Genomic DNA, 21,595 nt, shown 5'->3' on the forward strand with positions numbered 1-21,595 from the left:
GCGCATTGTAGCAGGCTTTTTTGTCAGCCCGCAAGAAGTTTTCCGACTAAAGTGCAGGGGATCTCGCGCCGCCTACGCCTTTCTCTTCCTTCTTCCCCCCTTCTCTCGCACCTACCGCGCAGCTAGCCGCCGGGGGCGCAATAAATGGGGAGGCGGATTGTATGCCGAAATTCTGGCGCTTGCGCAAGGGCAACGAGAAAAATAGGGTTCTTGGCAGATTCGAGGCCTCCGTTCGCTGCGCTAGGCTTATTCCTTTATGATCGGTCGAGCCGGCTTGATCCGGCTTTCTCATTTTTGGCCATGGAACCTGCCGCCCCATCTTCTCTCGTTGAACTCCGCCGTGTCAGCTTTGGCTATGGGGAGCGGCTCATCCTGCGCGACTTGTCGCTGCGCGTGCCGCGCGGCAAGGTTACGGCCCTGATGGGCGCATCGGGCGGCGGCAAGACCACCGTGCTGCGCCTGATCGGCGGACAGGAGCGGGCACAAAAAGGCGAGGTGCTTTTCGATGGTCACGACGTAGGCCGTATGGACCGACGCGATCTGTACCAAGCACGCAGGCGCATGGGTATGCTGTTTCAGTTCGGCGCCCTGTTCACGGACCAGAATGTGTTTGAGAACGTTGCATTTCCCTTGCGCGAGCATACCGACCTGCCCGATGAGTTGATCCGTGACATCGTGCTCATGAAGCTGCATGCGGTGGGCTTGCGCGGCGCACGTGATCTCATGCCGAGCCAAATTTCTGGCGGGATGGCGCGGCGTGTGGCGCTCGCGCGGGCTGTGGCACTCGACCCTGAGTTGGTGATGTATGACGAGCCTTTTTCAGGTCTCGACCCGATTTCGCTCGGCACTTCGTCGCAATTGATCCGACAACTCAATGACGCCATGGGCCTGACGACGCTCCTGGTCTCGCACGATCTCGAGGCAACCTTCGCGCTGGCGGACCATGTGATTATTCTCGGCCCGGGCACGGTAGCTGCCGAAGGCACGCCCGATGAGGTGCGCAACAGTCCTGATCCTTTGGTACACCAGTTCGTCAATGCCTTGCCTTCGGGCCCCGTGCCTTTTCATTACCCGGCGCCGAATATCGAGGAGGATTTCGGGCCGCCTCAAGGGAGAGTTCGATGAGTTGGTGGAAACCGGCCGACGTAGGTTTTGCCACCCGGCGCAAGTTGGCCGATATAGGGGCTGGCGCGCGCCTTTTTGCGCGGCTGATCGCCTTGTTCCCGGCCGCGCTGCGACGCCCTGCATTGGTGCGCGATCAGGTGCACTTTTTGGGCAACTATTCGTTGTCCATCATTGCCGTTTCGGGTTTGTTCGTGGGTTTCGTGATGGCGCTGCAGGGGTACTACACCCTGGAGGATTTTGGCTCGACGGCCGCGTTGGGGCAGTTGGTCGCCTTGAGTCTGCTACGCGAGCTGGGCCCTGTGATTACGGCCTTGCTGTTTGCGGGGCGGGCGGGGACGTCGCTCACGGCCGAGATCGGCCTGATGCGCGCGGGCGAGCAACTCAGTGCGATGGAGATGATGGCGGTCGACCCGGTGCGCTATATCTTGGCGCCGCGATTTTGGGCCGGCATCATTGCAATGCCCGTGCTGAGTCTGGTTTTCAATGCAGTAGGTGTGATCGGCGGCTGGCTGGTGGCGGTGGTGATGATCGGTCTCGATGAAGGCCCATTTTGGAGCCAAATGCAAGGTGGAGTGGACGTATTCAGCGACCTTGGCAACAGCATCATCAAAAGCGTGGTATTTGCATTCACTGTTACTTTTGTCGCCTTGCTGCAGGGATATACGGCCAAGCCTACTCCGGAAGGGGTTTCGCGCGCAACGACGCGCACCGTGGTCATGGCCTCGCTCGCGGTGCTGGGGCTGGACTTCCTGCTCACCGCGGTGATGTTCAGCGTCTAGTGTAGTGTTTGATGCTTGATGCGACAAATAAAACCGATGGATTTTTGGTCTGGGCAAGGCGCAAACCGCAGCGATACCGGGTGGTATCGCGAGGATTTGCAACGCGGCCCAGGCCGAAAAGACGCGGTTTTATGTCGCAGATAGCGTCGAACACTACACTAGATGCTCCATTGGGCATCCCGATTTCGAGCCGTTCGAAAGAAGAAAGAAAAAAGTATGCAACGAACCAAAAATGATGTGTGGGTCGGTTTTTTTGTCATGCTCGGCGCTGCTGCGCTGGTATTTCTGGCGCTACAGACCGCTAACCTCTTGGCTTTGAGTTTTCAGGCCGGCTATCGGGTCACGGCAAAATTCGACAATATTGGCACGCTCAAACCCAAGGCGGCCGTCAAAAGCTCGGGGGTTTCGGTGGGAAAAGTGGTGGCAATCGCCTTCGACGACAAAACTTACCAGGCAAAAGTGACACTGGAACTCGAAAAACGATACGCTTTTCCCAAAGACAGTTCCTTGAAAATCCTCACGAGCGGCTTGCTTGGCGAGCAGTACGTAGGCATAGAACCAGGCGCCGACGAACAAAATCTGGCTGAAGGCGACACCATCACCGCCACGCAATCGGCTCTTGTGCTCGAAAACCTGATCGGTCAACTTCTCTACAGCAAGGCCGCCGAGAGCGGCTCTGCAACTGAATCGGGAGCAAAGAAATGAATCCGCCCCTGCGCTTTACGGCTTTCGCTCTGAGCTCTTGCATTCTTGGGGGCTGCGCTACTGGCCCTACGGCGGATCCGCGTGACCCGCTCGAGCCGTTCAACCGGAGCATGACCTCGTTCAATGAAGCCGTGGACAAAGCGGTGCTCAAACCCGTGGCCACGGCCTACACCGACGTGCTGCCCTCGCCCGTGCGCACCGGCGTCAACAACTTTTTCGGTAACCTGGGCGACGCCTGGTCGTTCGTGAACAACGTCTTACAGCTGCGCGGCGAGCAGGCGCTCAACAGCCTGGTGCGATTCAATGTCAACACTTTTTTCGGTTTTGGCGGCGTGCTGGACATTGCGTCCGAGATGCGCATAGAGCGCAGCAAGCAGGATTTCGGTCTGACGCTGGCGCGCTGGGGCGTGCCTTCGGGGCCGTACCTGGTGCTGCCTTTCCTCGGCCCCTCCACGGTGCGCGACACGGCAGGGCTACCCGCCGACTGGTACGGCGACCTCGCGCGCCAGGTTGACCCTGTGTCCGACCGGAACATGCTGTATGCACTGCGCATCGTGGATACGCGCGCAAGCCTGCTGAACGCCGGTGATGTGATTGAAGGCGCGGCACTCGACAAATACACCTTCACACGCGATGCCTACCTGCAAATGCGTGCCAAGCGCGCGCAAAAAACCGGCGCCGACGAAGGCAGTAGCGATGAGGGCCGTTTGCCGCCTGAACCCGAAGAGTGAGGGCTCGCCCCTGCGATACCCCGATAGCAACCATCGCGTATAAAAAGGAAATGCCCATGATGAATCGACGTCATTTCAGCCGTATGGCAGTGCTGCTTTGTACGAGCTCCATTGCCTGGGCCAGGACAGGCATGGCCGCCGCTCCCGAGGAGACACCCGATGCCATGGTGCAGCGCCTCTCGAACGAGGTGCTCGAAACCTTGCGCACCGACAAGGCCATACGTGCAGGCGACATCAATCGCATCATTGCCCTCGTGGACAAGGTGATCATGCCGCACGTGAATTTCCGCCGCATGATGGCGGCAGCCGTCGGGCCGGCATGGCGCCAAGCGACCCCTGAACAGCAGCAGCGCTTGCAGGAAGAGTTCAAAATTTTGCTCGTGCGCACTTATGCCGGCGCGCTCACGCAAGTCACCGATCAAACCGTGCGCGTGAAACCGATGCGTGCCGCGCCCGAAGACAAGGATGTGCTGGTGCGCACCGAGATCATCGGTCACGGCGACCCGATCCAGCTCGACTATCGCCTCGAAAAAACCCCCTCGGGCTGGAAGATCTACAACCTCAACGTGATGGGGGTGTGGATGGTGGAAACTTACCGCACCCAATTCGCCCAGGAAATCAACGCCCGCGGCATCGATGGTTTGATCGAGGCGCTGGCCGCCCGCAACAAGAGCAATGAAGCCGCCGCCAAGAGCTGAGGAAGCGCAAGCCGCAGGTGCGACGCCTTCGCTTGCACTGCCTGCCACGCTCACGCACCGTGAAGCCAGCGCCTGCCTGCGTGCGCTCGAGCAAAAACTGGATCAAGTTGCTGCACCGCAAATCGTGGTGGATGCGAGCGCACTTGCGGCGTTCGACACGTCGGCGCTTGCCGTGCTGCTCGAATGCCGACGCGAAGCGCTGGCACGAGGCAAATCCTTCGCGGTCAAAAATCTGCCGGCAGCGCTTGGCGGCATGTCCAAGCTCTACGGCGTCGATGTGCTGCTGCCGGCAGCTTGAGCGCGCCCTTGCCGCCGCTGCAACCACGCAGCGACGGCCGTAAAATCTCGCGCCCTTATGCCTGCAGTCTCTTTCCAAGCCGTCTCCAAAACCTTTGCCACGGCCAAAGGCCCCTTTCAAGCCCTTGATAACGTCAGCTTCGACATCGAAGAAGGCGAATTCTTTGGCCTGCTCGGCCCCAATGGGGCGGGCAAAACCACGCTCATCAGCATCCTCGCGGGGCTCGCGCGCGCCAGCAGCGGGCGCGTGCTCGTGCAGGGCAGCGACACGCAAAGCGAATTTGCCGCGGCCCGGCGCAAGCTCGGCGTGGTGCCGCAGGAGCTCGTGTTCGACCCGTTTTTCAGCGTGCGTGAAGCCCTGCGCTTTCAGTCCGGGTACTTCGGCATTCGCCACAACGACGCCTGGATCGACGAGCTGCTGTACCACCTGGGCCTCGCAGACAAGGCGCAGGCCAACATGCGCCAGCTCTCGGGGGGCATGAAGCGCCGCGTGCTGGTGGCGCTGGCGCTGGTGCACCGCCCGCCCATCATCGTGCTCGACGAGCCGACCGCGGGTGTCGATGTGGAGTTGCGCCAGACGCTGTGGCAGTTCATCGCGCGCCTGAACCAGGAAGGCCACACGGTGCTGCTGACCACACACTATCTCGAAGAAGCCGAAGCCCTGTGCGGACGCATCGCCATGCTCAAGAATGGACAAGTCGTGGCGCTCGACCGCACGAGTGCGCTGCTCAAGACGGCGTCCGGCAACGTGCTGCAGTTCAAGACCGACTCGGCCCTGCCTGCCGAGCTCGCCGCGCTCGCGCGCGTCACGGGCCGCATCGTGCAGTTGCCCGCGCACGATGCACTCGAGATCGAACGCCACCTCGCCACCCTGCGCGCAGCGCACGTCGATGTGCAGGACCTCGAAATCCGCCGCCCCGACCTCGAGGACGTGTTTTTGCACGTGATGGCCACGGCATCGCCCCTTCCGCAACCAGAACGCATCGAGCGCACCGAGGTGGCAGCATGACCGGCTGGCAAACCCTGTTTTACAAAGAAGTGCTGCGTTTTTGGAAGGTGAGCTTCCAGACCGTGGCGGCGCCGGTGCTCACGGCCGTGCTGTACCTGCTGATTTTCAGCCACGTGCTCGAAAACCACGTGCGCGTCTATGACCGGCTGAGCTACACGGCTTTTTTGATACCCGGCCTCGTGATGATGAGCTTGCTGCAAAACGCCTTTGCGAACAGCTCTTCGAGCCTGGTGCAAAGCAAGATCATGGGCAACTTGGTGTTCATCCTGCTCACGCCGCTGTCGCACTGGGCCTGGTTCGTGGCCTACGTGGGCTCGTCGGTGGTGCGCGGGCTCGTGGTGGGGCTGGGCGTGTTCGTCTGCACGCTGGTGTTTGCGCGGCCCGAGTTTTCCGCCCCCGTCTGGATCGGCGTGTTCGCGCTGCTCGGGGCGGCACTGTTGGGCACGCTGGGCCTGATCGCGGGGTTGTGGGCCGACAAGTTCGACCAGATGGCGGTGTTCCAGAACTTCATCGTCATGCCCATGACTTTTCTCTCGGGCGTGTTTTATTCGATCCATTCGCTGCCGCCGTTCTGGCAACAAGTGAGCCACCTGAACCCGTTTTTCTACATGATCGATGGCTTTCGCTACGGCTTTTTCGGGCAGAGCGACGTCTCGCCCTGGCTGAGCTTGGGCATCGTGGGCACGGCCTGGCTGCTCGTGAGCGCGCTGGCCATCCACCTGCTGCGCACGGGCTACAAAATCCGCTACTGACTTTTTTGCTGAACGCACCATGACCGCCGACGAACTCAAAGCCCTGATCGCCGCCCAGCTGCCGTGCGAACACATCGCGCTCGAAGGCGATGGCCGCCACTGGTTTGCCACCATCGTCTCGCCCGCCTTCGAGGGCCTGCGCCCCATCCAGCGCCACCAGCGCGTCTATGCCACGCTGGGCAGCAAAATCCACACCGACGAGGTGCACGCGCTGTCGATGAAGACCTACACGCCTGCCGAATGGGCGCAGCAGGCCGGCGGCTGAATTTCCAATGCTCCATTATTCATAGCTGCTTGCGCTTGATACATCTGCGCTAGAGGCCAATTTCACCCTTATTTTTGGCGATTCGCATGGACAAACTCCTGATCCGCGGCGGGCGGCGTCTGCACGGCGAAGTGCCCATCTCGGGCGCGAAGAACGCCGCGCTGCCCGAAATGTGCGCGGCGCTGCTCACGCCCGAGCCCGTGCGCCTGGTCAACGTGCCGCGCCTGCAGGACGTGGCCACCATGCGCCGGCTGCTCGACCACATGGGCGTGCGCACCGAAACGCACGGCGCGCGTGGCGGCATGGGCTTTCATGCTGCAGGGCCCATCACTCCCGAGGCGCCTTACGAGCTGGTCAAGACCATGCGCGCCTCGGTGCTCGCGCTGGGCCCGCTGCTCGCACGCTTTGGCGAAGCCACGGTGTCGCTGCCGGGCGGTTGCGCCATAGGCTCGCGCCCCGTCGATCAGCACATCAAGGGCCTGCAGGCCATGGGCGCGCACATCGTGGTCGAGCACGGCTATATCCTCGCCAAGCTGCAGCCCGGCCGCAGGCGGCTGCACGGCGCGCGCATCACCACTGACATGGTCACGGTGACCGGCACCGAAAACCTGCTCATGGCCGCGACGCTGGCCGAGGGCGAAACCGTGCTCGAAAACGCCGCGCAGGAGCCCGAAGTCACCGACCTGGCCGAGATGCTGATCGCCATGGGCGCGCAGATCGACGGCCACGGCACGAGCCGCATCCGCATCCGCGGCGTCGAGGCGCTGCACGGCTGCACGCACCACGTAGTGCCCGACCGCATCGAAGCCGGCACCTTTTTATGCGCCGTGGCCGCAACGGGCGGCGAGGCGCTGCTGCGCCACGGGCGCGCCGACCACCTCGACGCCGTGATCGACAAGCTGCGCGATGCCGGTGCCTGGGTCGAGGCCGCGGCCGACGGCATCCGCATCCAGAGCGCGGGCGGCGCCCAGCTCAAGGCGCAGAGCTTTCGCACCACCGAATACCCGGGCTTTCCGACCGACATGCAGGCGCAGTTCATGGCGCTCAACTGCATCGCACAAGGCACGGCGACGGTGGCGGAAACCATTTTCGAAAACCGCTTCATGCACGTGAACGAGCTGCAACGCCTGGGCGCACGCATCCAGACCGACGGCAAAGTGGCCGTGGTCGAAGGCGCGCAGCGCCTCTCGGGCGCCACCGTGATGGCCACCGACCTGCGCGCCTCGGCCAGCCTGGTGATCGCGGGCCTCGTGGCCGAGGGCGAAACGCTGGTCGATCGCATCTACCACCTGGACCGCGGCTACGACAGCATGGAAACCAAACTGCGCGGCCTGGGCGCCGACATCGAGAGGCTCAAGTGATCACACTGGCATTGTCCAAAGGACGCATCTTCGAAGAAACCCTGCCGCTGCTCGCCGCAGCGGGCATCACGGTGCTCGAAGACCCGGAAAAATCGCGCAAGCTCATTCTGCCCACCAACCAGCCCGACGTGCGCGTGGTGCTGGTGCGCGCGACCGACGTGCCCACCTACGTCGAATACGGCGGCGCCGACCTCGGCGTGACGGGCAAGGACACGCTGATCGAGCACGGCGGCACGGGCATCTATCAGCCGCTCGACCTGCGCATCGCGCGCTGCCGCGTGAGCGTGGCCGTGCGCGCCGACTTCGACTACGCGCAGGCCGTGCGCCAGGGCGCGCGCCTCAAGGTGGCGACCAAATACACCACCATCGCGCGCGAATTCTTCGCCGCCAAGGGCGTGCACGTCGATATGGTCAAGCTCTACGGCAGCATGGAACTCGCGCCGCTGACCGGCCTTGCCGACGCCATCGTCGATCTGGTCAGCACCGGCAACACGCTCAAGGCGAACCAGCTGGTCGAGGTCGAGCGCATCATGGACATCAGCGCGCGCCTCGTGGTCAACCAGGCTGCGCTCAAGCTCAAGCAAGCACCGCTGCGCCGCATCATGGACGCCTTTGCCAGCGCCGTGAATGCCGCCGAAAAAACGCCGGAGGCTGCATGACAAGTATCGATTTGAGAGCTACTCCCGCACGTCTATCCAGCGCTGACGGCCAATTTGATGCCAAACTCGCGGCGCGCCTGCACTGGAGCGCAGCGCAGGACGACGCGATCGAGCAGCGCGTCCAAGACATCCTCGCCGACGTGCGCGCGCGCGGCGACGTGGCCGTGCTCGACTACACCGCGCGCTTCGACGGCGTGCAGGCCGAAAGCCTCACCGCGCTGGAGCTGCAAGCAGGCGAACTTGCGGCTGCCTTCGACGCCCTGCCCGCCGCGCAGCGCGACGCGCTGCAGCAAGCCGCCGCGCGCATCCGCCGCTACCACGCCTGGCAAAAGCAGCAAGGCGGCGAAACCGCCACCTACGTGGACGAAGACGGCACCCTGCTGGGCCAGAAAGTCACGCCGCTCGACCGCGTGGGCATCTACGTGCCTGGCGGCAAGGCAGCCTACCCGAGCAGCGTGCTGATGAACGCCATCCCCGCGCATGTGGCCGGCGTGGGCGAGATCATCATGGTCGTGCCCACACCGCGCGGCGCCAAAAACCCGCTGGTGCTGGCCGCCGCGCACGTGGCCGGCGTGACGCGCGCCTTCACCATCGGCGGCGCGCAGGCCGTGGCCGCGCTCGCTTACGGCACCGCCACCGTCCCCAAGGTGGACAAGATCACCGGCCCCGGCAACGCCTACGTCGCGAGCGCGAAAAAGCACGTGTTCGGCCAGGTCGGCATCGACATGATCGCGGGCCCGTCGGAAATTCTGGTGCTCGCCGACGGCAGCACGCCGCCCGACTGGGTGGCGATGGACTTGTTCAGCCAGGCCGAGCACGACGAGCTCGCGCAATCCATTTTGCTGAGCCCCGACGCCGCCTACCTCGACGCCGTGCAGGCCGCCATCAACCGGCTGCTGCCCAGCATGCCGCGCGCCGAGATCATCGCCAAGAGCCTCACGAACCGCGGCGCGCTGATCCACACGCGCAGCATGCAAGAGGCTTGCGAGATCGCCAACCGCATCGCGCCCGAGCACCTCGAAGTCAGCAGCCGCGAGCCGCAGCGCTGGGAGCCGCTACTCAAGCACGCCGGCGCCATCTTTTTGGGTGCCTACACCAGCGAATCGCTGGGCGACTACTGCGCCGGCCCCAACCACGTCCTGCCCACGAGCGGCACGGCGCGCTTTTCAAGCCCCTTGAGCGTGTACGACTTCCAAAAACGCAGCAGCCTGATCGCCGTCAGCCAGGCCGGCGCACAAAAACTCGGCCACATCGCGCAGGTGCTGGCCGAGGGCGAGGGCCTGCACGCGCATGCCGAGGCGGCGCGGCTGCGGGTGGGGTGACTGGCAGAGCTTGCGCGTTCTCGCACCATTGCCACCGCCACGAAGATACTCCTTGGGAGTATGATTTCCCCATGTTGACGGTGGTTGAAACGCTTCTGTTCCAGCGCCAATGGCCGCTCTATTGGACGGAAGAGGAAAGAGGCGCGTTCGCCGCCTACATTGCAGCGCATCCCATGGCCGGCGACGTGGTTCCGGAGTCGGGCGGCATTCGCAAGGTGCGCTGGTCGCGTGCAGGGTCAGGCAAGTCTGGTGGCGTGCGGGTGATCTATTTCACGCGCACCTCGGCAGGGGAAGTCGTCTTGCTGACGCTGTATGCCAAAGCCAAAACCGACAACCTCACCGGCCCCAAGCTGAAGGAAATTTGCCGTGCCCTCGAAGAATAAGCCCCTTTCTGACCAGGAACTCAGCGCCTACGAAGCCGAGCGAGATCTGGCGGCTGAGCTGCTGGAAGCCGTGCAGCAAATGAAAGCCGGCCAAGTGCGCGTCGTTTCATCCCCTGTGATGGAGGCCCGCAAAAAAACCGGGCTTTCGCAATCGCAGTTTGCCGCGCTGCTAGGTGTTTCAGTACGCACATTGCAAGGTTGGGAGCAAGGACGCAAACAACCCAGCGGCGCTGCGCGCACTCTTTTGGCTATCGCGCGCACCAACCCCAAAGCTTTGCTCGCCGTGGCTACGCACAGCGCCGACTTCGCGACCAGCGACTCCAAAACCTGAATGGCTGACACCCTCACCCCGCCAAAATCTCCCCCAGCGCCCCCACCAATCGCTCGCACTGCGCATTCGTCCCAATCGTGATGCGCAGGAACTGCGCGATGCGTGGCTGCTTGAAATGGCGCACGATGATGGCGCGCTCACGCAACGCGGCGGCGAGTTGTGCGGCGTCGTGCTCGGGGTGGCGCGCGAAAATGAAGTTGGCGGCCGAGGGCAGCACCTCGAAGCCCAGCGCGCCCAGGCGCTCGACCAGCGCCGTGCGCGTGGCGATGACTTTGCGGCAGCTTTCCTGAAAATGCGCCTCGTCCTGCACCGAAGCCAGCGCGCCGGCCAGCGCCAGGCGATCCAGCGGGTAGGAATTGAAGCTGTTTTTTACGCGCTCCAGCCCTTCGATCAGCGGCGCCTGCCCGATGGCGTAGCCCACGCGCAGACCGGCGAGCGCGCGGCTCTTGGAGAAGGTGTGCACCACGAGCAGGTTCGGGTAGCGCTGCACGAGGGGCACGGCGCTTTGCCCGCCAAAGTCGATGTAGGCCTCATCGACGAGCACCACGGCGTCGGGGTTCGCGGCGACGATGCGCTCCACGTCGGCGAGCGCAAGCAGGCGGCCCGTGGGCGCGTTGGGGTTGGCAAAAACGATGGCGCCAGCGCGCTCTGCGCCGCGCGGCAGGTAATCTTCGGCGCGCAGCGCAAAGTCGTCGGCCAACGGCACCGCCCGGTGCGCGATGCCGTAGAGCTGGCAATACACGGGGTAGAACGAATACGTGATGTCGGGGAACCACAGCGGGCGCTCGTGGTGCAGCAGCGCCATGAAAGCGTGGGCGAGCACTTCGTCCGAGCCGTTGCCGACGAAGACCTGATTCGCCTGCACGCCGTAGCGCTGCGCGAGCGCGGCCTTGAGCGCGTCGGCATTCGGGTCGGGGTACAGGCGCAGGCTGTCGTCGGTGGCCGCGCGTATGGCCTCGAGCGCACGCGGCGAGGGGCCGTAGGGGTGCTCGTTGGTGTTGAGCTTGACGAGGTCGGCCAGCTTGGGTTGTTCGCCCGGAACGTAAGGGGTCAGGCCGTGGACGACGGCGCTCCAGAATCGGCTCATGGGAAAAACAGGCAGGAAGTGAATGACGGCGGCCAGGCAGCAGCTCGTAACGCCCGCTGCTGCGCTGCCGCAGCGGGCGCGGCCTGCGCGCAACGGATGGGCCAGCGCCCGCGCCGGGAAAGGCCACATTTTGTGGGGCTCGAATGCTATCATGGCCCGGTTTTTTCTTGAACTTTTCGCATGACCAGCCCCGAACCGCGGCAAGCCGAAGTCACCCGCCGCACCCTGGAGACCCAAATCACCGTCCGCGTGAACCTCGACGGCAGCGGCCAGTCGAGCCTGCACAGCGGCATCGGCTTTCTGGACCACATGCTCGAGCAGATCGCGCGCCATGGCCTCATCGACCTGGACGTTGCCTGCCAGGGCGATCTGCACATCGACGGCCACCACACGGTCGAGGACATTGGCATTACGCTGGGCCAGGCCATGGCACGCGCCGTGGGCGACAAGAAGGGCATACGCCGCTACGGCCACGCCTACGTGCCGCTCGACGAGGCGCTGAGCCGCGTGGTGGTCGATTTTTCGGGCCGCCCCGGGCTGCACATGGACGTGCAGTTCACGCGCGCCACGCTGGGCCAGCTCGACACGCAGCTGGTGTTCGAGTTCTTCCAGGGCTTCGTGAACCACGCGGGCGTGACGCTGCACATCGACAACCTCAAGGGCGTGAACGCGCACCACCAGTGCGAGACGATTTTCAAGGCCTTTGCGCGCGCGCTACGCGCCGCGCTCGAGCACGATGCGCGCGCCGCGGACAGCATTCCCTCGACCAAGGGCGCGCTCTGAAATTTTTTAAGCAAATCGGCCCCTAGCGCTTGATACACCAGCGTAAGCAGCTATGAATACGAAAGCAAACACCGTCGCCGTGGTGGACTACGGCATGGGCAACCTGCGCTCCGTCTCGCAGGCCGTGCAGGCGGCAGCGCAAGGCAGCGGCTGGACGGTGCAAGTCACCGCGCGCCCCGAGGAAGTGCGCGCGGCGCAGCGCGTGGTGCTGCCGGGCCAGGGCGCGATGCCCGACTGCATGCGCGAGTTGCAGGACTCGGGCCTGCGCGCCTCGGTGCTCGAAGCCGCGGCCAGCAAGCCGCTGTTCGGCGTGTGCGTGGGCATGCAGATGCTGCTCGAGCACAGCGCCGAGGGCGACACGCCGGGCCTGGGCCTGATCCCGGGCGTGGTGCGCAAGTTCGCGCTCGCGGGCCAGCGCCAGCCCGACGGCAGCCGCTACAAAGTGCCGCAAATGGGCTGGAACCAGGTGCGCCAAACAGCGTCCGGCGGCCGCGTGCACCCGCTGTGGGCGGGCATCCCCGATGAAAGTTATTTTTACTTCGTGCACAGCTTTTACGCGCTGCCGCAGGACGCACGCCACTGCGCGGGCGAAACCGATTACGGCGGCTTCTTTGCCTCGGCCATCGCACGCGACAACATTTTTGCCACGCAATTCCACCCGGAAAAGAGCGCCCAGCACGGCCTGGCGCTGTACCGCAACTTCCTGCACTGGAATCCCTGAGCTTTTCCTCGTTTCTCTCTCCTACCCTGCCCTTTTTCGGCCCTAGCCTTCCTGCTCCACCATGCTGCTCATCCCCGCCATTGACCTCAAAGACGGCCACTGCGTGCGCCTCGTACAAGGCGACATGGACCAATCCACCACCTTCGGCGAAGACCCTGCCGCGATGGCGCGCAAGTGGGTCGATCTGGGCGCGCGGCGCCTGCACCTGGTGGACTTGAACGGCGCCTTTGCCGGTGCGCCCAAAAACTACGCCGCGATCAAAGCCATCCTCAAGGAAGTGGGCGACGAGGTGCCCGTGCAACTGGGCGGCGGCATCCGCGACCTCGACACCATCGAAAAATACATAGACGGCGGCCTGCGCTACGTCATCATCGGCACCGCGGCAGTGAAAAACCCGGGCTTTCTGCGCGACGCCTGCAGCGCCTTCGGCGGCCACATCATCGTCGGACTCGATGCCAAGGACGGCAAGGTTGCCACCGACGGCTGGAGCAAGCTCACGGGCCATGAAGTCGTCGATCTGGCGAAAAAGTTCGAGGACTGGGGCGTCGAATCCATCATCTACACCGACATCGGCCGCGACGGCATGCTCACGGGCATCAACATCGAGGCCACCGTCAAGCTCGCGCAGGCGCTCACCATCCCCGTGATCGCCTCGGGCGGCCTGAGCGGCATGGACGACATCGAAAAGCTCTGCGCCGTGCAGGACGAAGGCATCGAAGGCGTGATCTGCGGCCGCGCGATCTACACCGGCGCGCTCGACTTCGCCGCGGCGCAGGCGCGCGCGGATGCGCTGAGTTGACGTAGCGCCCCAGAACGGCGGGCCTTTTCTTCAGCCGTGGCCTACTCCTTGAGCACAAAGCCTGTATGGCTAAAAGGGAATGATGAAGTCTGCTCTTGCATACTGATATCGATACCCCGGACCGCCGCCCGTCCCGGCGGTAGTTTGCCGGCCTACCGAAACGTCCATTCGCAATGGCTGTTGAATCACACTTTGATATCGGATTTGCCAAGCGTAAACCGACGAATTGCTTCCATCCACGCGCTCCTGCCCGTATTCCGCATAAGCGCTCAAAACACCTCGAAGTGCAGGAATACGGCGCCGCACACTGGCACCTAAAAGATACTCGGCATAATGCTCTGGAGAAAAATAATTTCCAGAATATGCATTACTGTCACGATACAACCTCCCCCGGACATAGGCGGCGAGCCCCTGCTCTTCAGATACGACATAACTCAACTTCATCCGCCCCAAAGGACGATTGTTGTTATCCGAGAAATCGATCCACCCCAACACGCCTGCAACATTCAGACGCTCAGATACAGGGTAATCGAGCGCGACAGTAGTGGCATTATATGTCACACCATTACGCAGTGAGTTTTCCGAGTCTACAATATTGCGTTCGAAGCGTAACTCATAATTCACCCCCTGCAAATCGGCACTAATTTGGGCTGCACCAATGGCGTGAGATTTCTCATCACTTAATCGAATTTGCCCCAATTCAGCTTCGGCTTTTATCTTGCGACCAGAGTCCAATTCGAGGGTACGAGCGCCAAAAAAAACATCTGCATTGCCATGCAGACTGAATCCGGGGGCGGAAAACTGATACATGCCATGCCGAATGCCAAATTTATCGTAATCGTCATCAGGACTGGTGCGTACCCCCACCCCAAGCATGACACCGCGCACACGATTGTGATCAGTATCCTCGCTGGCAACTACATTCGAAGACACAAAAGGCTCAGCGGCGAAGCCAAAAGAATAAATGGAAAAAAGAAGGCCTACAGAAATTCGCGAAATCATGCGCATCATCATTTTGTCCCCCATCTTTTTTGCACCTTGAATAATTCCATAAAATACCCCGCAAGACAGGCCGGTTGCAATATTGCACCATACAAGAGCGCGTATATCACAAATCCCAACAAATTACGCCGAACTTTCAATCCCTGGCTACGAAACATCTGCACCTGAACAGTATACATCACATAATTAATCAACATCGCCAAAGGCAAAACAACCAGAGTCATTGGGCCCGCTATCCAGTAAACACCAAAAAAAGCCAAAACAACGCCAGGCAAAAAAACCGCCGTGTAGACGAAATCAATGTAAGGAAATAAGAGATTCCACCAAATAAATACAACACTCATCCGCGAATGGAAAAGCAACCGCCAATGATGCTTGAATGCCTCTATCAATCCACGCGACCATCTTTGCCTTTGTTTTATAAACTGCCTGAGTGTTGTTGGCGCATTCGTAAAGGCACAGGCATCTTCACAATAGCCTACACGCCAACCTCGCTCCAATAGCGCCCAGGTGAGCACGATATCTTCACCGACACACTCCTTCCAGCCGCCGACATCTCGCAACACATCGGTACGGTAAATTGAAAAAGCCCCTTGCGCAACCAATGTCCCCTGCAACAGACTTTGCACTCGCTTTATGGCGGCAATGCCATTAAAATAATCCCATTCTTGGATTTTTGTCACCCAATTGAGACGGGAATTACGCACCAAGACACTACCAGCAACCGCGGCTGTATTTGGAGGATCACTCAAATAACGCCCCACCAAGTTAACAAGTGCATTGCGATAAAGATAGGAATCAGCATCTAACGTCACAACCAACCCATAGCGCACGCGCTCTAGCCCAGCATTCAGGGCTGCCGCTTTTCCGCGGTTGGGTCGTTGGTCTATCACCTCGAGCCAGGGATAATTCAAAGCCCGGACTTTTTCCAGCGTTCCATCGCTTGAACCATCATTGATAACAATTACCTGCAACTCCCCTGGATAATCTTGCTTCGCAATACTCTCTATAGTACTTGCTATTGTATTTTCTTCATTATACGCAGCCACCAAAATACTCAAGGGCGGGTATTTTTCCATCTTCTTTTTTGGCGGCCTTCTATCTAATAGAAGCCCGACCAATAAAAAAGCATTCATCCACCCAGGAATTATCGCAATGCCAAATATAATGAAATGGGCAGCAAAATTTCCGATCAAAAATGAAAGATCGTCAATCCAACGCTTCGCCAAAATGTACGAAAATATCGCCCAAAGCAGACTTACGAGCAACATGACACAATATTTCAAAAATACCGAAAAATAAAAACTTTTCCCTGGTTTTAATTTTTTCTCGTTCATAAATTAAAATCTCCAGCCGCATCACAAAACATCTCGCCCTGACAAAAACAAAGCCACAAAATAAAAACAAGGCTAGGCGGCAGCAACGCCCGCGTCATCAAAGTACCATGCATTCGCAACGAGACCTGAACCTTTACACATTTATCTATTCTCAAAACAAAACCGGCTAGAATTCATAAAATATGCTTTTCCATCAAGACGTTTGCCATGCATGGCAACTATCCGAATGCACCCCAAGCAAGAAAGGCAACTTGTGATCCTCGTCACCGGCGGCGCCGGCTTCATCGGCTCACACACCTGCGTAGCGCTGGCCGAAGCCGGTATGCAGTATCTCATCCTCGACAATTTTTGTAACAGCCGCCGCTCGGTGCTCGACCGCCTGGCGCGCATCACGGGCGCAGCGCCGGCATTCATCGAAGGCGATGTGCGTGATGTGGCGCTATTGCAACGCCTCTTTTCCGAGCATCCGATCAGCGCGGTGATCCACTTCGCTGGACTCAAGGCCGTGGGCGAGTCGGTGCGCGAGCCGCTGCGCTATTACGACAACAACGTTGCCGGCAGCCTGACCCTGCTGCAAGCCATGCAGGCGGCTGAAGTGCGCACGCTGGTGTTTTCGTCTTCGGCCACGGTGTACGCCGAATCGGCCGTGCAGCCGCTGCGCGAAGACTTCCCCCTTTCGGCGACCAACCCTTACGGCTGGAGCAAGTTCATGGTCGAGCGAATGCTCGCAGACCTCGACCAGGCCGAGCCGGGCCAATGGCGCATTGCGCGGCTGCGCTACTTCAACCCCGTGGGCGCGCACGAAAGCGGCCTGATCGGCGAAGACCCGCAGGACGTGCCGAACAACCTGTCGCCCTACATCGCGCAGGTGGCCACGGGTCAGCGGGAAGCCTTGAGCGTCTATGGCAACGACTACCCCACGCCCGACGGCACCGGCGTGCGCGACTACATCCACGTGATGGACCTGGCCGAGGGCCATGTGGCGGCGCTGCGCTACCTGCAAACGCATCCTGGGCTGCTCACGGTGAACCTGGGCACGGGGCGGCCCGCTTCGGTGCTCGACATGGTGCGCAGCTTCGAGCGCGCAAGCGGCCGCCCCATCCCCTACCGCATCGTGGCACGCCGCCCGGGCGATCTCGCTCAATACTGGGCCGATGCTTCGCTGGCCGAGCAGCTGCTGGGCTGGCGCGCGCAGCGCGACCTCGACCGCATGTGCGCCGACCTGTGGCGCTGGCAAAGCGGCGCGGCGCAAAGTGCCTGAGGGCGCATCGCGTCGATTGTCGACAGACCGCTGATTGCCCGATCGCCTGCGTGCCCGCGCCCAGTGCAGGCGCGCGCGCCGTGGTATCTTGCGCGGCTTCTGATTTACTTTTCCCTGTTGCTTTCTCATGCTCGCCAAACGCATCATTCCCTGCCTGGACGTGACCGGTGGCCGCGTGGTCAAGGGCGTCAACTTTGTCGAACTGCGCGACGCGGGCGACCCGGTGGAGATTGCCGCGCGCTACAACGACCAGGGCGCCGATGAGCTCACGTTTCTCGACATCACAGCCACGAGCGACGGGCGCGACCTGATCCTGCACATTATCGAAGCCGTGGCCAGCCAGGTTTTCATCCCGCTCACCGTGGGCGGCGGCGTGCGCACCGTGGAGGACGTGCGCCGCCTGCTCAACGCCGGCGCCGACAAGGTCAGCTTCAACTCCGCGGCGATCGCGAATCCGCAGGTGATCGCCGACGCATCGCACAAGTACGGCGCACAGTGCATCGTCGTGGCCATAGACGCCAAGCGCCGCTTCGGCAACGACCTGCTCGACCGCGGCGAAGGCTGGGACGTGTACAGCCACGGCGGGCGCAAAAATACCGGGCTCGACGCCGTCGCCTGGGCGCGCCGCATGGCCGAGGCGGGCGCGGGCGAAATTCTGCTCACGAGCATGGACCGCGACGGCACCAAGGCCGGGTTCGACCTGGAGCTCACGCGCGCCGTGAGCGATGCCGTGGACGTGCCCGTGATCGCCTCGGGCGGCGTGGGCCAGCTCGAACACCTGGCCGACGGCATCCAGATCGGCGGCGCCGACGCAGTGCTCGCGGCGAGCATCTTCCATTACGGCGAATTCACCATCGCGCAGGCCAAGGCCTGCATGGCCGCGCGCGGGATTCCCGTGCGAATTTGAAGCGTTTTTGGCCTCTAGCGCTTATCCATAAAGCGCAAGCAGCTACTCTTTCAGAAAGCAAACGAACTGCCATGACGAACACGGACGACTCCTCCCCGAACTGGCTCGACGCCGTGCGCTGGGACGCGCAGGGCCTGGTGCCCGTGATCGCGCAGGAGCGCGGCACGGGCGACGTGCTGATGTTCGCCTGGATGAACCGCGAGGCGCTGCAAAAAACGGCGGAACTGGGCCGCGCCGTGTATTTCAGCCGCTCGCGCGGCAAGCTGTGGTTCAAGGGCGAAGAATCGGGCCACGTGCAGACCGTGCACGACATCCGCCTCGACTGCGACAACGACGTCATCCTGCTGCAGGTCACGCAGCAAGGCCACGATCCCGGCATCGCCTGCCACACGGGCCGCCACAGCTGCTTCTTCCAGCAATTGCACCATGGCCAATGGCGCGCGGTGGAGCCCGTGCTCAAAGACCCGGCTTCGATTTACCACGACCCCAAAGCATGAACACCCCCACTCTCCCGCCCGATGCGCAAGCCGCCGCGGACATCCTCGCGCGCCTTGCCGCCGTGATCGAAAGCCGCAAGCCCGCGCACGGCGGCGACCCCGAAAAGAGCTACGTCGCGCGCCTGCTGCACAAGGGGCCTGACGCTTTTTTGAAAAAAATCGGCGAAGAGGCCACCGAAGTGGTCATGGCTGCGAAAGACGCGCAGCATGGTGCCGAGCGCGCAAAAATCGTCTATGAAGTGGCCGACTTGTGGTTCCACTGCCTGGTCGCGCTCGCGCATTTCGGGCTCACCCCCGACGCGGTGCTCGCCGAACTCGCGCGCCGCGAGGGCCTGAGCGGCATCGCAGAAAAAGCCGCGCGCCCGGTGTGACGGCCCCGGCGCTTGCGGCGGCAAGCGCGCCCAACTGGAGATAAACAGCATGAACGACATCATCGACGTACAGTCGGACGAAGAACGTGCCGAGGGCCTCAAGGCCTGGGGCTGGGTGAGCTACGTGCTGCACCTGATCGTCGCGCTCGGCGCGGTGATTCCGGGCGCGCAGCCGGGCGCGGCGCTGCTCATCATCGCGCTCATCATCGACCTCGTGAAGCAAAGCGACGCCGCGGGCACCTGGCAAGAGAGCCACTACCTCTGGCGCATCCGCACCGTGCTCTGGGCGGGCATTCTTTACATCATTACGGCGCCGCTGTGGCTCTTTTTTCTGATCCCCGGCATGCTCGCCTGGGCGCTGATTTCGATCTGGTTCCTCTACCGCATCGTGCGCGGCATGATCGCGATGAACCAAAACCGCGCGATCGCGGTCTGAACGGCAACGCACCGACACCCTCCTTTTTTACAGCGACTGCGCCATGCCCGCACCCGAAGACCCCGCCACCAGCGCCCCTGCGCGCAACGCGGCGCGCCAGCCGCTGAACCTCGGGCTGCAGGGCGGCGGCTCGCACGGCGCGTTCACCTGGGGCGTGCTCGACGCCTTGCTAGCAGACGGGCAATGGGACTTCGACGGCATCAGCGGCACCAGCGCCGGCGCGATGAACGCCGTGGCCGTCGCGCACGGCTTTGCGCAGGCCGCACGCGAGCACCGCGACGCGCAGGACGCGCACGCCGCCGGTTGCGCGATGGCGCGCGCAACGCTCAGCCGCTTCTGGGAGGGCGTGGGCACCGTGGGCACGCTGTTCGCGGCGCCGCTGCTGAGCTCCAAACCGCTGCTGGGCATGATGAGCCAGTGGCTCTCGCCCTACCAGACCAACCCGCTCGACTTCAACCCGCTGCGCCGCCTGCTCGAGCGCGAGGTCGATTTCGAGCTGCTGCGCGCCACGCGCTCGGCGCAGGTGCCCAAGGTCTTCGTGTGCGCGACCAACGTGCGCACGGGGCGCGGCGAGATTTTTCACGGCAAGCGCCTGAGCGCCGACGCCGTGATGGCCTCGGCCTGCCTGCCGCTGTTGTTCCAGGCCGTGCAGATCGAGGGCGAGTATTACTGGGACGGCGGCTTTTCGGGCAATCCCGCGCTGCACCCGCTGGTCTATCAGACCGAGTGCTGCGACACCCTGCTCGTGCAGATCAACCCCATGGAGCACCCCGAGCTGCCCGACACCGTGCCAGAGATCGTCGAACGCATGAACGACATCACCTTCAACGCGAGCCTGCTGGCCGAGCTGCGCAGCATCGAATTCGTGCGCCGGCTGCTCGCCGAAGGGCGGCTCGATGCGCGCCGCTACAAAGACATGCGCATGCACCACATCGACGGCGGTGCGCTGCTGCACGCCTTCGGCCCCACGAGCAAGTCGCGGGCTGACTTGGGCCTGGTGCGCAAGCTGTTCACCCTCGGGCGCGAGGCCGGGCAAGACTGGCTCGCGGCACACCGCGCCGACGTGGGCCAGCGCGCGAGCATGCGGATCACCGAAAATATCTGACTCTCGAAACCGGAGCCGACCTGCCACCCCGCACGGAGACCCGCACCATGGACACCCTTTCGCACGACCCCAACTGCATCTTTTGCAAGATCATCGCCGGCCAGATTCCCTCGAAAAAAGTCTATGAAGACGAGGGCATCTATGCCTTTCACGACATCCACCCCTGGGCACCCGTCCATTTTCTGATGGTGCCCAAGGAGCACATTCCTTCGATGGCACAGCTCACGCCTGACCATGCCCCGCTGCTCGGACGCATGATGACGCTCGCGCCGCGCCTGGCGCTGGAGCAAGGCTGCAGGCCCTACCCCGAGGGCGGCTTTCGCATCGTCATCAACACGGGGCTTGACGGCGGGCAGGAAGTGCACCATCTACATATGCACGTGATCGGCGGGCCGCGCCCCTGGCGCAAAGGTTGAGCTTGCACTCTTTCCCATGTTGGGCGTGCAGGTGCTGCAGGGCAGCGTCATGGCCGCTGTCTACAATGGCCGCCGCCGTGCAACGCCCCGCGCACAGCGCAGGTACATTTGCCGCACGCCCCGCAAGGGTTTTTCCGAGGAGTTGATTCATGGGTTCCTTTTCCATCTGGCACTGGCTGATCGTGCTGCTGATCGTCGTCATGGTGTTCGGCACCAAAAAGCTCAAAAACATAGGCTCCGACCTCGGCCAGGCCGTCAAAGGCTTCAAAGACGGCATGAAAGACGGCGCCGCGCCCGAACAGCCCGCCACGCCTCCCGCCGCGCAGGTGACGCAACAGGCTGCGTCCGAGCCCAGCACCACCATAGACGTGCAAGCCAAACAAAAGGGCTGAGCGGCTGCGCGCATTTTCCCCATGGCCGAAAAACTCTCAGCCCCTGAGCCTGCCGCTTTGCAAC

At 62.3% G+C, this 21,595-nt stretch carries 29 protein-coding genes; 26 read left to right on the top strand and 3 right to left on the bottom strand.

Translation table 11 applies throughout. From position 1 onward, the window contains the following. From DFR45_RS14600 to DFR45_RS12685, 15 genes are all read left to right on the top strand, one after another. Positions 1–205: hypothetical protein (locus DFR45_RS14600; protein ID WP_211306510.1), on the top strand; the 205-nt coding region annotated here is incomplete at its 5' end. 95 nt (positions 206–300) lie between these two features. Then, complete coding sequence (locus DFR45_RS12620) at positions 301–1,125, top strand: ABC transporter ATP-binding protein (protein WP_114484106.1); 825 nt, start codon at positions 301–303, stop codon at positions 1,123–1,125. Next, entirely contained in the window at positions 1,122–1,904 is a 783-nt protein-coding gene (gene mlaE / locus DFR45_RS12625) for a lipid asymmetry maintenance ABC transporter permease subunit MlaE (protein WP_114484107.1), read from the top strand. Before DFR45_RS12620 ends, mlaE begins: the two co-directional genes overlap by 4 nt. Before the next feature lie 216 nt (positions 1,905–2,120). After that, entirely contained in the window at positions 2,121–2,609 is a 489-nt protein-coding gene (gene mlaD / locus DFR45_RS12630; RefSeq protein ID WP_114484108.1) for an outer membrane lipid asymmetry maintenance protein MlaD, read from the top strand. Continuing rightward, positions 2,606–3,340 (top strand): MlaA family lipoprotein, encoded by a 735-nt coding sequence (locus DFR45_RS12635; RefSeq protein ID WP_114484109.1) that lies wholly within the window; start codon positions 2,606–2,608, stop codon positions 3,338–3,340. The genes mlaD and DFR45_RS12635 overlap by 4 nt, the downstream gene beginning before the upstream one ends. A gap of 56 nt (positions 3,341–3,396) precedes the next feature. Then, the gene (locus DFR45_RS12640; protein WP_114484151.1) at positions 3,397–4,038 is read left to right on the top strand and encodes an MlaC/ttg2D family ABC transporter substrate-binding protein; all 642 of its coding nucleotides are present in this window, start codon (positions 3,397–3,399) and stop codon (positions 4,036–4,038) included. Beyond that, positions 4,016–4,336 carry an STAS domain-containing protein gene (locus tag DFR45_RS12645; RefSeq protein WP_114484110.1) on the top strand — a complete coding sequence of 107 codons (321 nt, stop codon included), beginning with the start codon at positions 4,016–4,018 and terminating at the stop codon, positions 4,334–4,336. Before DFR45_RS12640 ends, DFR45_RS12645 begins: the two co-directional genes overlap by 23 nt. A 57-nt stretch (positions 4,337–4,393) precedes the next feature. After that, entirely contained in the window at positions 4,394–5,344 is a 951-nt protein-coding gene (locus DFR45_RS12650) for an ABC transporter ATP-binding protein (protein WP_114484111.1), read from the top strand. Further along, complete coding sequence (locus tag DFR45_RS12655) at positions 5,341–6,096, top strand: ABC transporter permease (protein ID WP_114484112.1); 756 nt, start codon at positions 5,341–5,343, stop codon at positions 6,094–6,096. The genes DFR45_RS12650 and DFR45_RS12655 overlap by 4 nt, the downstream gene beginning before the upstream one ends. 19 nt (positions 6,097–6,115) lie before the next feature. Beyond that, the gene (locus DFR45_RS12660) at positions 6,116–6,361 is read left to right on the top strand and encodes a BolA family protein (RefSeq protein WP_114484113.1); all 246 of its coding nucleotides are present in this window, start codon (positions 6,116–6,118) and stop codon (positions 6,359–6,361) included. Positions 6,362–6,447: 86 nt separating this feature from the next. Beyond that, a complete protein-coding gene (gene murA / locus DFR45_RS12665; RefSeq protein WP_114484114.1) occupies positions 6,448–7,722 on the top strand; it encodes a UDP-N-acetylglucosamine 1-carboxyvinyltransferase in 1,275 nt (424 codons plus the stop codon). Continuing rightward, positions 7,719–8,381 (top strand): ATP phosphoribosyltransferase, encoded by a 663-nt coding sequence (hisG, locus tag DFR45_RS12670; RefSeq protein WP_114484115.1) that lies wholly within the window; start codon positions 7,719–7,721, stop codon positions 8,379–8,381. The genes murA and hisG overlap by 4 nt, the downstream gene beginning before the upstream one ends. Beyond that, positions 8,378–9,703 carry a histidinol dehydrogenase gene (gene hisD, locus DFR45_RS12675; protein ID WP_421782703.1) on the top strand — a complete coding sequence of 442 codons (1,326 nt, stop codon included), beginning with the start codon at positions 8,378–8,380 and terminating at the stop codon, positions 9,701–9,703. Before hisG ends, hisD begins: the two co-directional genes overlap by 4 nt. Before the next feature lie 71 nt (positions 9,704–9,774). Then, a complete protein-coding gene (locus DFR45_RS12680) occupies positions 9,775–10,086 on the top strand; it encodes a type II toxin-antitoxin system RelE/ParE family toxin (protein WP_114484116.1) in 312 nt (103 codons plus the stop codon). Beyond that, on the top strand, positions 10,070–10,417 hold the full coding sequence (locus DFR45_RS12685) for a helix-turn-helix domain-containing protein (RefSeq protein ID WP_114484117.1): 348 nt from the start codon (positions 10,070–10,072) through the stop codon (positions 10,415–10,417). The genes DFR45_RS12680 and DFR45_RS12685 overlap by 17 nt, the downstream gene beginning before the upstream one ends. Positions 10,418–10,430: 13 nt before the next feature. On the opposite strand, the gene hisC is transcribed toward DFR45_RS12685, so the two are convergent. Continuing rightward, complete coding sequence (hisC, locus tag DFR45_RS12690) at positions 10,431–11,504, bottom strand: histidinol-phosphate transaminase (RefSeq protein ID WP_114484118.1); 1,074 nt, start codon at positions 11,502–11,504, stop codon at positions 10,431–10,433. Between the two features lie 180 nt (positions 11,505–11,684). Here hisC and hisB point away from each other — a divergent pair, with 180 nt between their 5' ends. The 3 genes from hisB to hisA all read left to right on the top strand — a co-directional run bounded on the left by hisB (position 11,685) and on the right by hisA (position 13,807). Beyond that, entirely contained in the window at positions 11,685–12,287 is a 603-nt protein-coding gene (hisB, locus tag DFR45_RS12695; RefSeq protein WP_114484119.1) for an imidazoleglycerol-phosphate dehydratase HisB, read from the top strand. 52 nt (positions 12,288–12,339) lie between these two features. Beyond that, positions 12,340–13,008 carry an imidazole glycerol phosphate synthase subunit HisH gene (hisH, locus tag DFR45_RS12700; RefSeq protein WP_114484120.1) on the top strand — a complete coding sequence of 223 codons (669 nt, stop codon included), beginning with the start codon at positions 12,340–12,342 and terminating at the stop codon, positions 13,006–13,008. Between the two features lie 61 nt (positions 13,009–13,069). Further along, positions 13,070–13,807 carry a 1-(5-phosphoribosyl)-5-[(5-phosphoribosylamino)methylideneamino]imidazole-4-carboxamide isomerase gene (gene hisA / locus DFR45_RS12705; protein WP_114484121.1) on the top strand — a complete coding sequence of 246 codons (738 nt, stop codon included), beginning with the start codon at positions 13,070–13,072 and terminating at the stop codon, positions 13,805–13,807. Positions 13,808–13,876: 69 nt separating this feature from the next. On the opposite strand, the gene DFR45_RS14395 is transcribed toward hisA, so the two are convergent. Beyond that, complete coding sequence (locus tag DFR45_RS14395; protein WP_144686967.1) at positions 13,877–14,833, bottom strand: hypothetical protein; 957 nt, start codon at positions 14,831–14,833, stop codon at positions 13,877–13,879. Further along, a complete protein-coding gene (locus tag DFR45_RS12710) occupies positions 14,818–16,146 on the bottom strand; it encodes a glycosyltransferase family 2 protein (protein WP_114484122.1) in 1,329 nt (442 codons plus the stop codon). Before DFR45_RS12710 ends, DFR45_RS14395 begins: the two co-directional genes overlap by 16 nt. 253 nt (positions 16,147–16,399) lie before the next feature. Here DFR45_RS12710 and galE point away from each other — a divergent pair, with 253 nt between their 5' ends. From galE to tatA, 8 genes are all read left to right on the top strand, one after another. After that, a complete protein-coding gene (galE, locus tag DFR45_RS12715) occupies positions 16,400–17,407 on the top strand; it encodes a UDP-glucose 4-epimerase GalE (RefSeq protein ID WP_114484153.1) in 1,008 nt (335 codons plus the stop codon). Positions 17,408–17,534: 127 nt separating this feature from the next. Next, positions 17,535–18,314 (top strand): imidazole glycerol phosphate synthase subunit HisF, encoded by a 780-nt coding sequence (gene hisF / locus DFR45_RS12720; protein ID WP_114484123.1) that lies wholly within the window; start codon positions 17,535–17,537, stop codon positions 18,312–18,314. A gap of 71 nt (positions 18,315–18,385) precedes the next feature. Next, positions 18,386–18,811 (top strand): phosphoribosyl-AMP cyclohydrolase, encoded by a 426-nt coding sequence (hisI, locus tag DFR45_RS12725; protein WP_114484124.1) that lies wholly within the window; start codon positions 18,386–18,388, stop codon positions 18,809–18,811. Continuing rightward, complete coding sequence (locus DFR45_RS12730; RefSeq protein WP_114484125.1) at positions 18,808–19,182, top strand: phosphoribosyl-ATP diphosphatase; 375 nt, start codon at positions 18,808–18,810, stop codon at positions 19,180–19,182. The genes hisI and DFR45_RS12730 overlap by 4 nt, the downstream gene beginning before the upstream one ends. Before the next feature lie 49 nt (positions 19,183–19,231). Beyond that, complete coding sequence (locus DFR45_RS12735) at positions 19,232–19,618, top strand: DUF4870 family protein (protein ID WP_114484126.1); 387 nt, start codon at positions 19,232–19,234, stop codon at positions 19,616–19,618. 43 nt (positions 19,619–19,661) lie between these two features. Then, a complete protein-coding gene (locus DFR45_RS12740; protein ID WP_114484127.1) occupies positions 19,662–20,723 on the top strand; it encodes a patatin-like phospholipase family protein in 1,062 nt (353 codons plus the stop codon). 47 nt (positions 20,724–20,770) lie between these two features. Further along, positions 20,771–21,139, top strand: a complete 369-nt coding sequence (locus DFR45_RS12745; protein ID WP_114484128.1) for a histidine triad nucleotide-binding protein — start codon at positions 20,771–20,773, stop codon at positions 21,137–21,139. 149 nt (positions 21,140–21,288) lie between these two features. Beyond that, entirely contained in the window at positions 21,289–21,531 is a 243-nt protein-coding gene (gene tatA, locus DFR45_RS12750) for a Sec-independent protein translocase subunit TatA (protein WP_114484129.1), read from the top strand. Positions 21,532–21,595 lie beyond the last annotated feature (64 nt).

The sequence above is a fragment of the Extensimonas vulgaris genome (assembly GCF_003337425.1).
Classification (GTDB): Bacteria; Pseudomonadota; Gammaproteobacteria; order Burkholderiales; family Burkholderiaceae_C; genus Extensimonas; species Extensimonas vulgaris.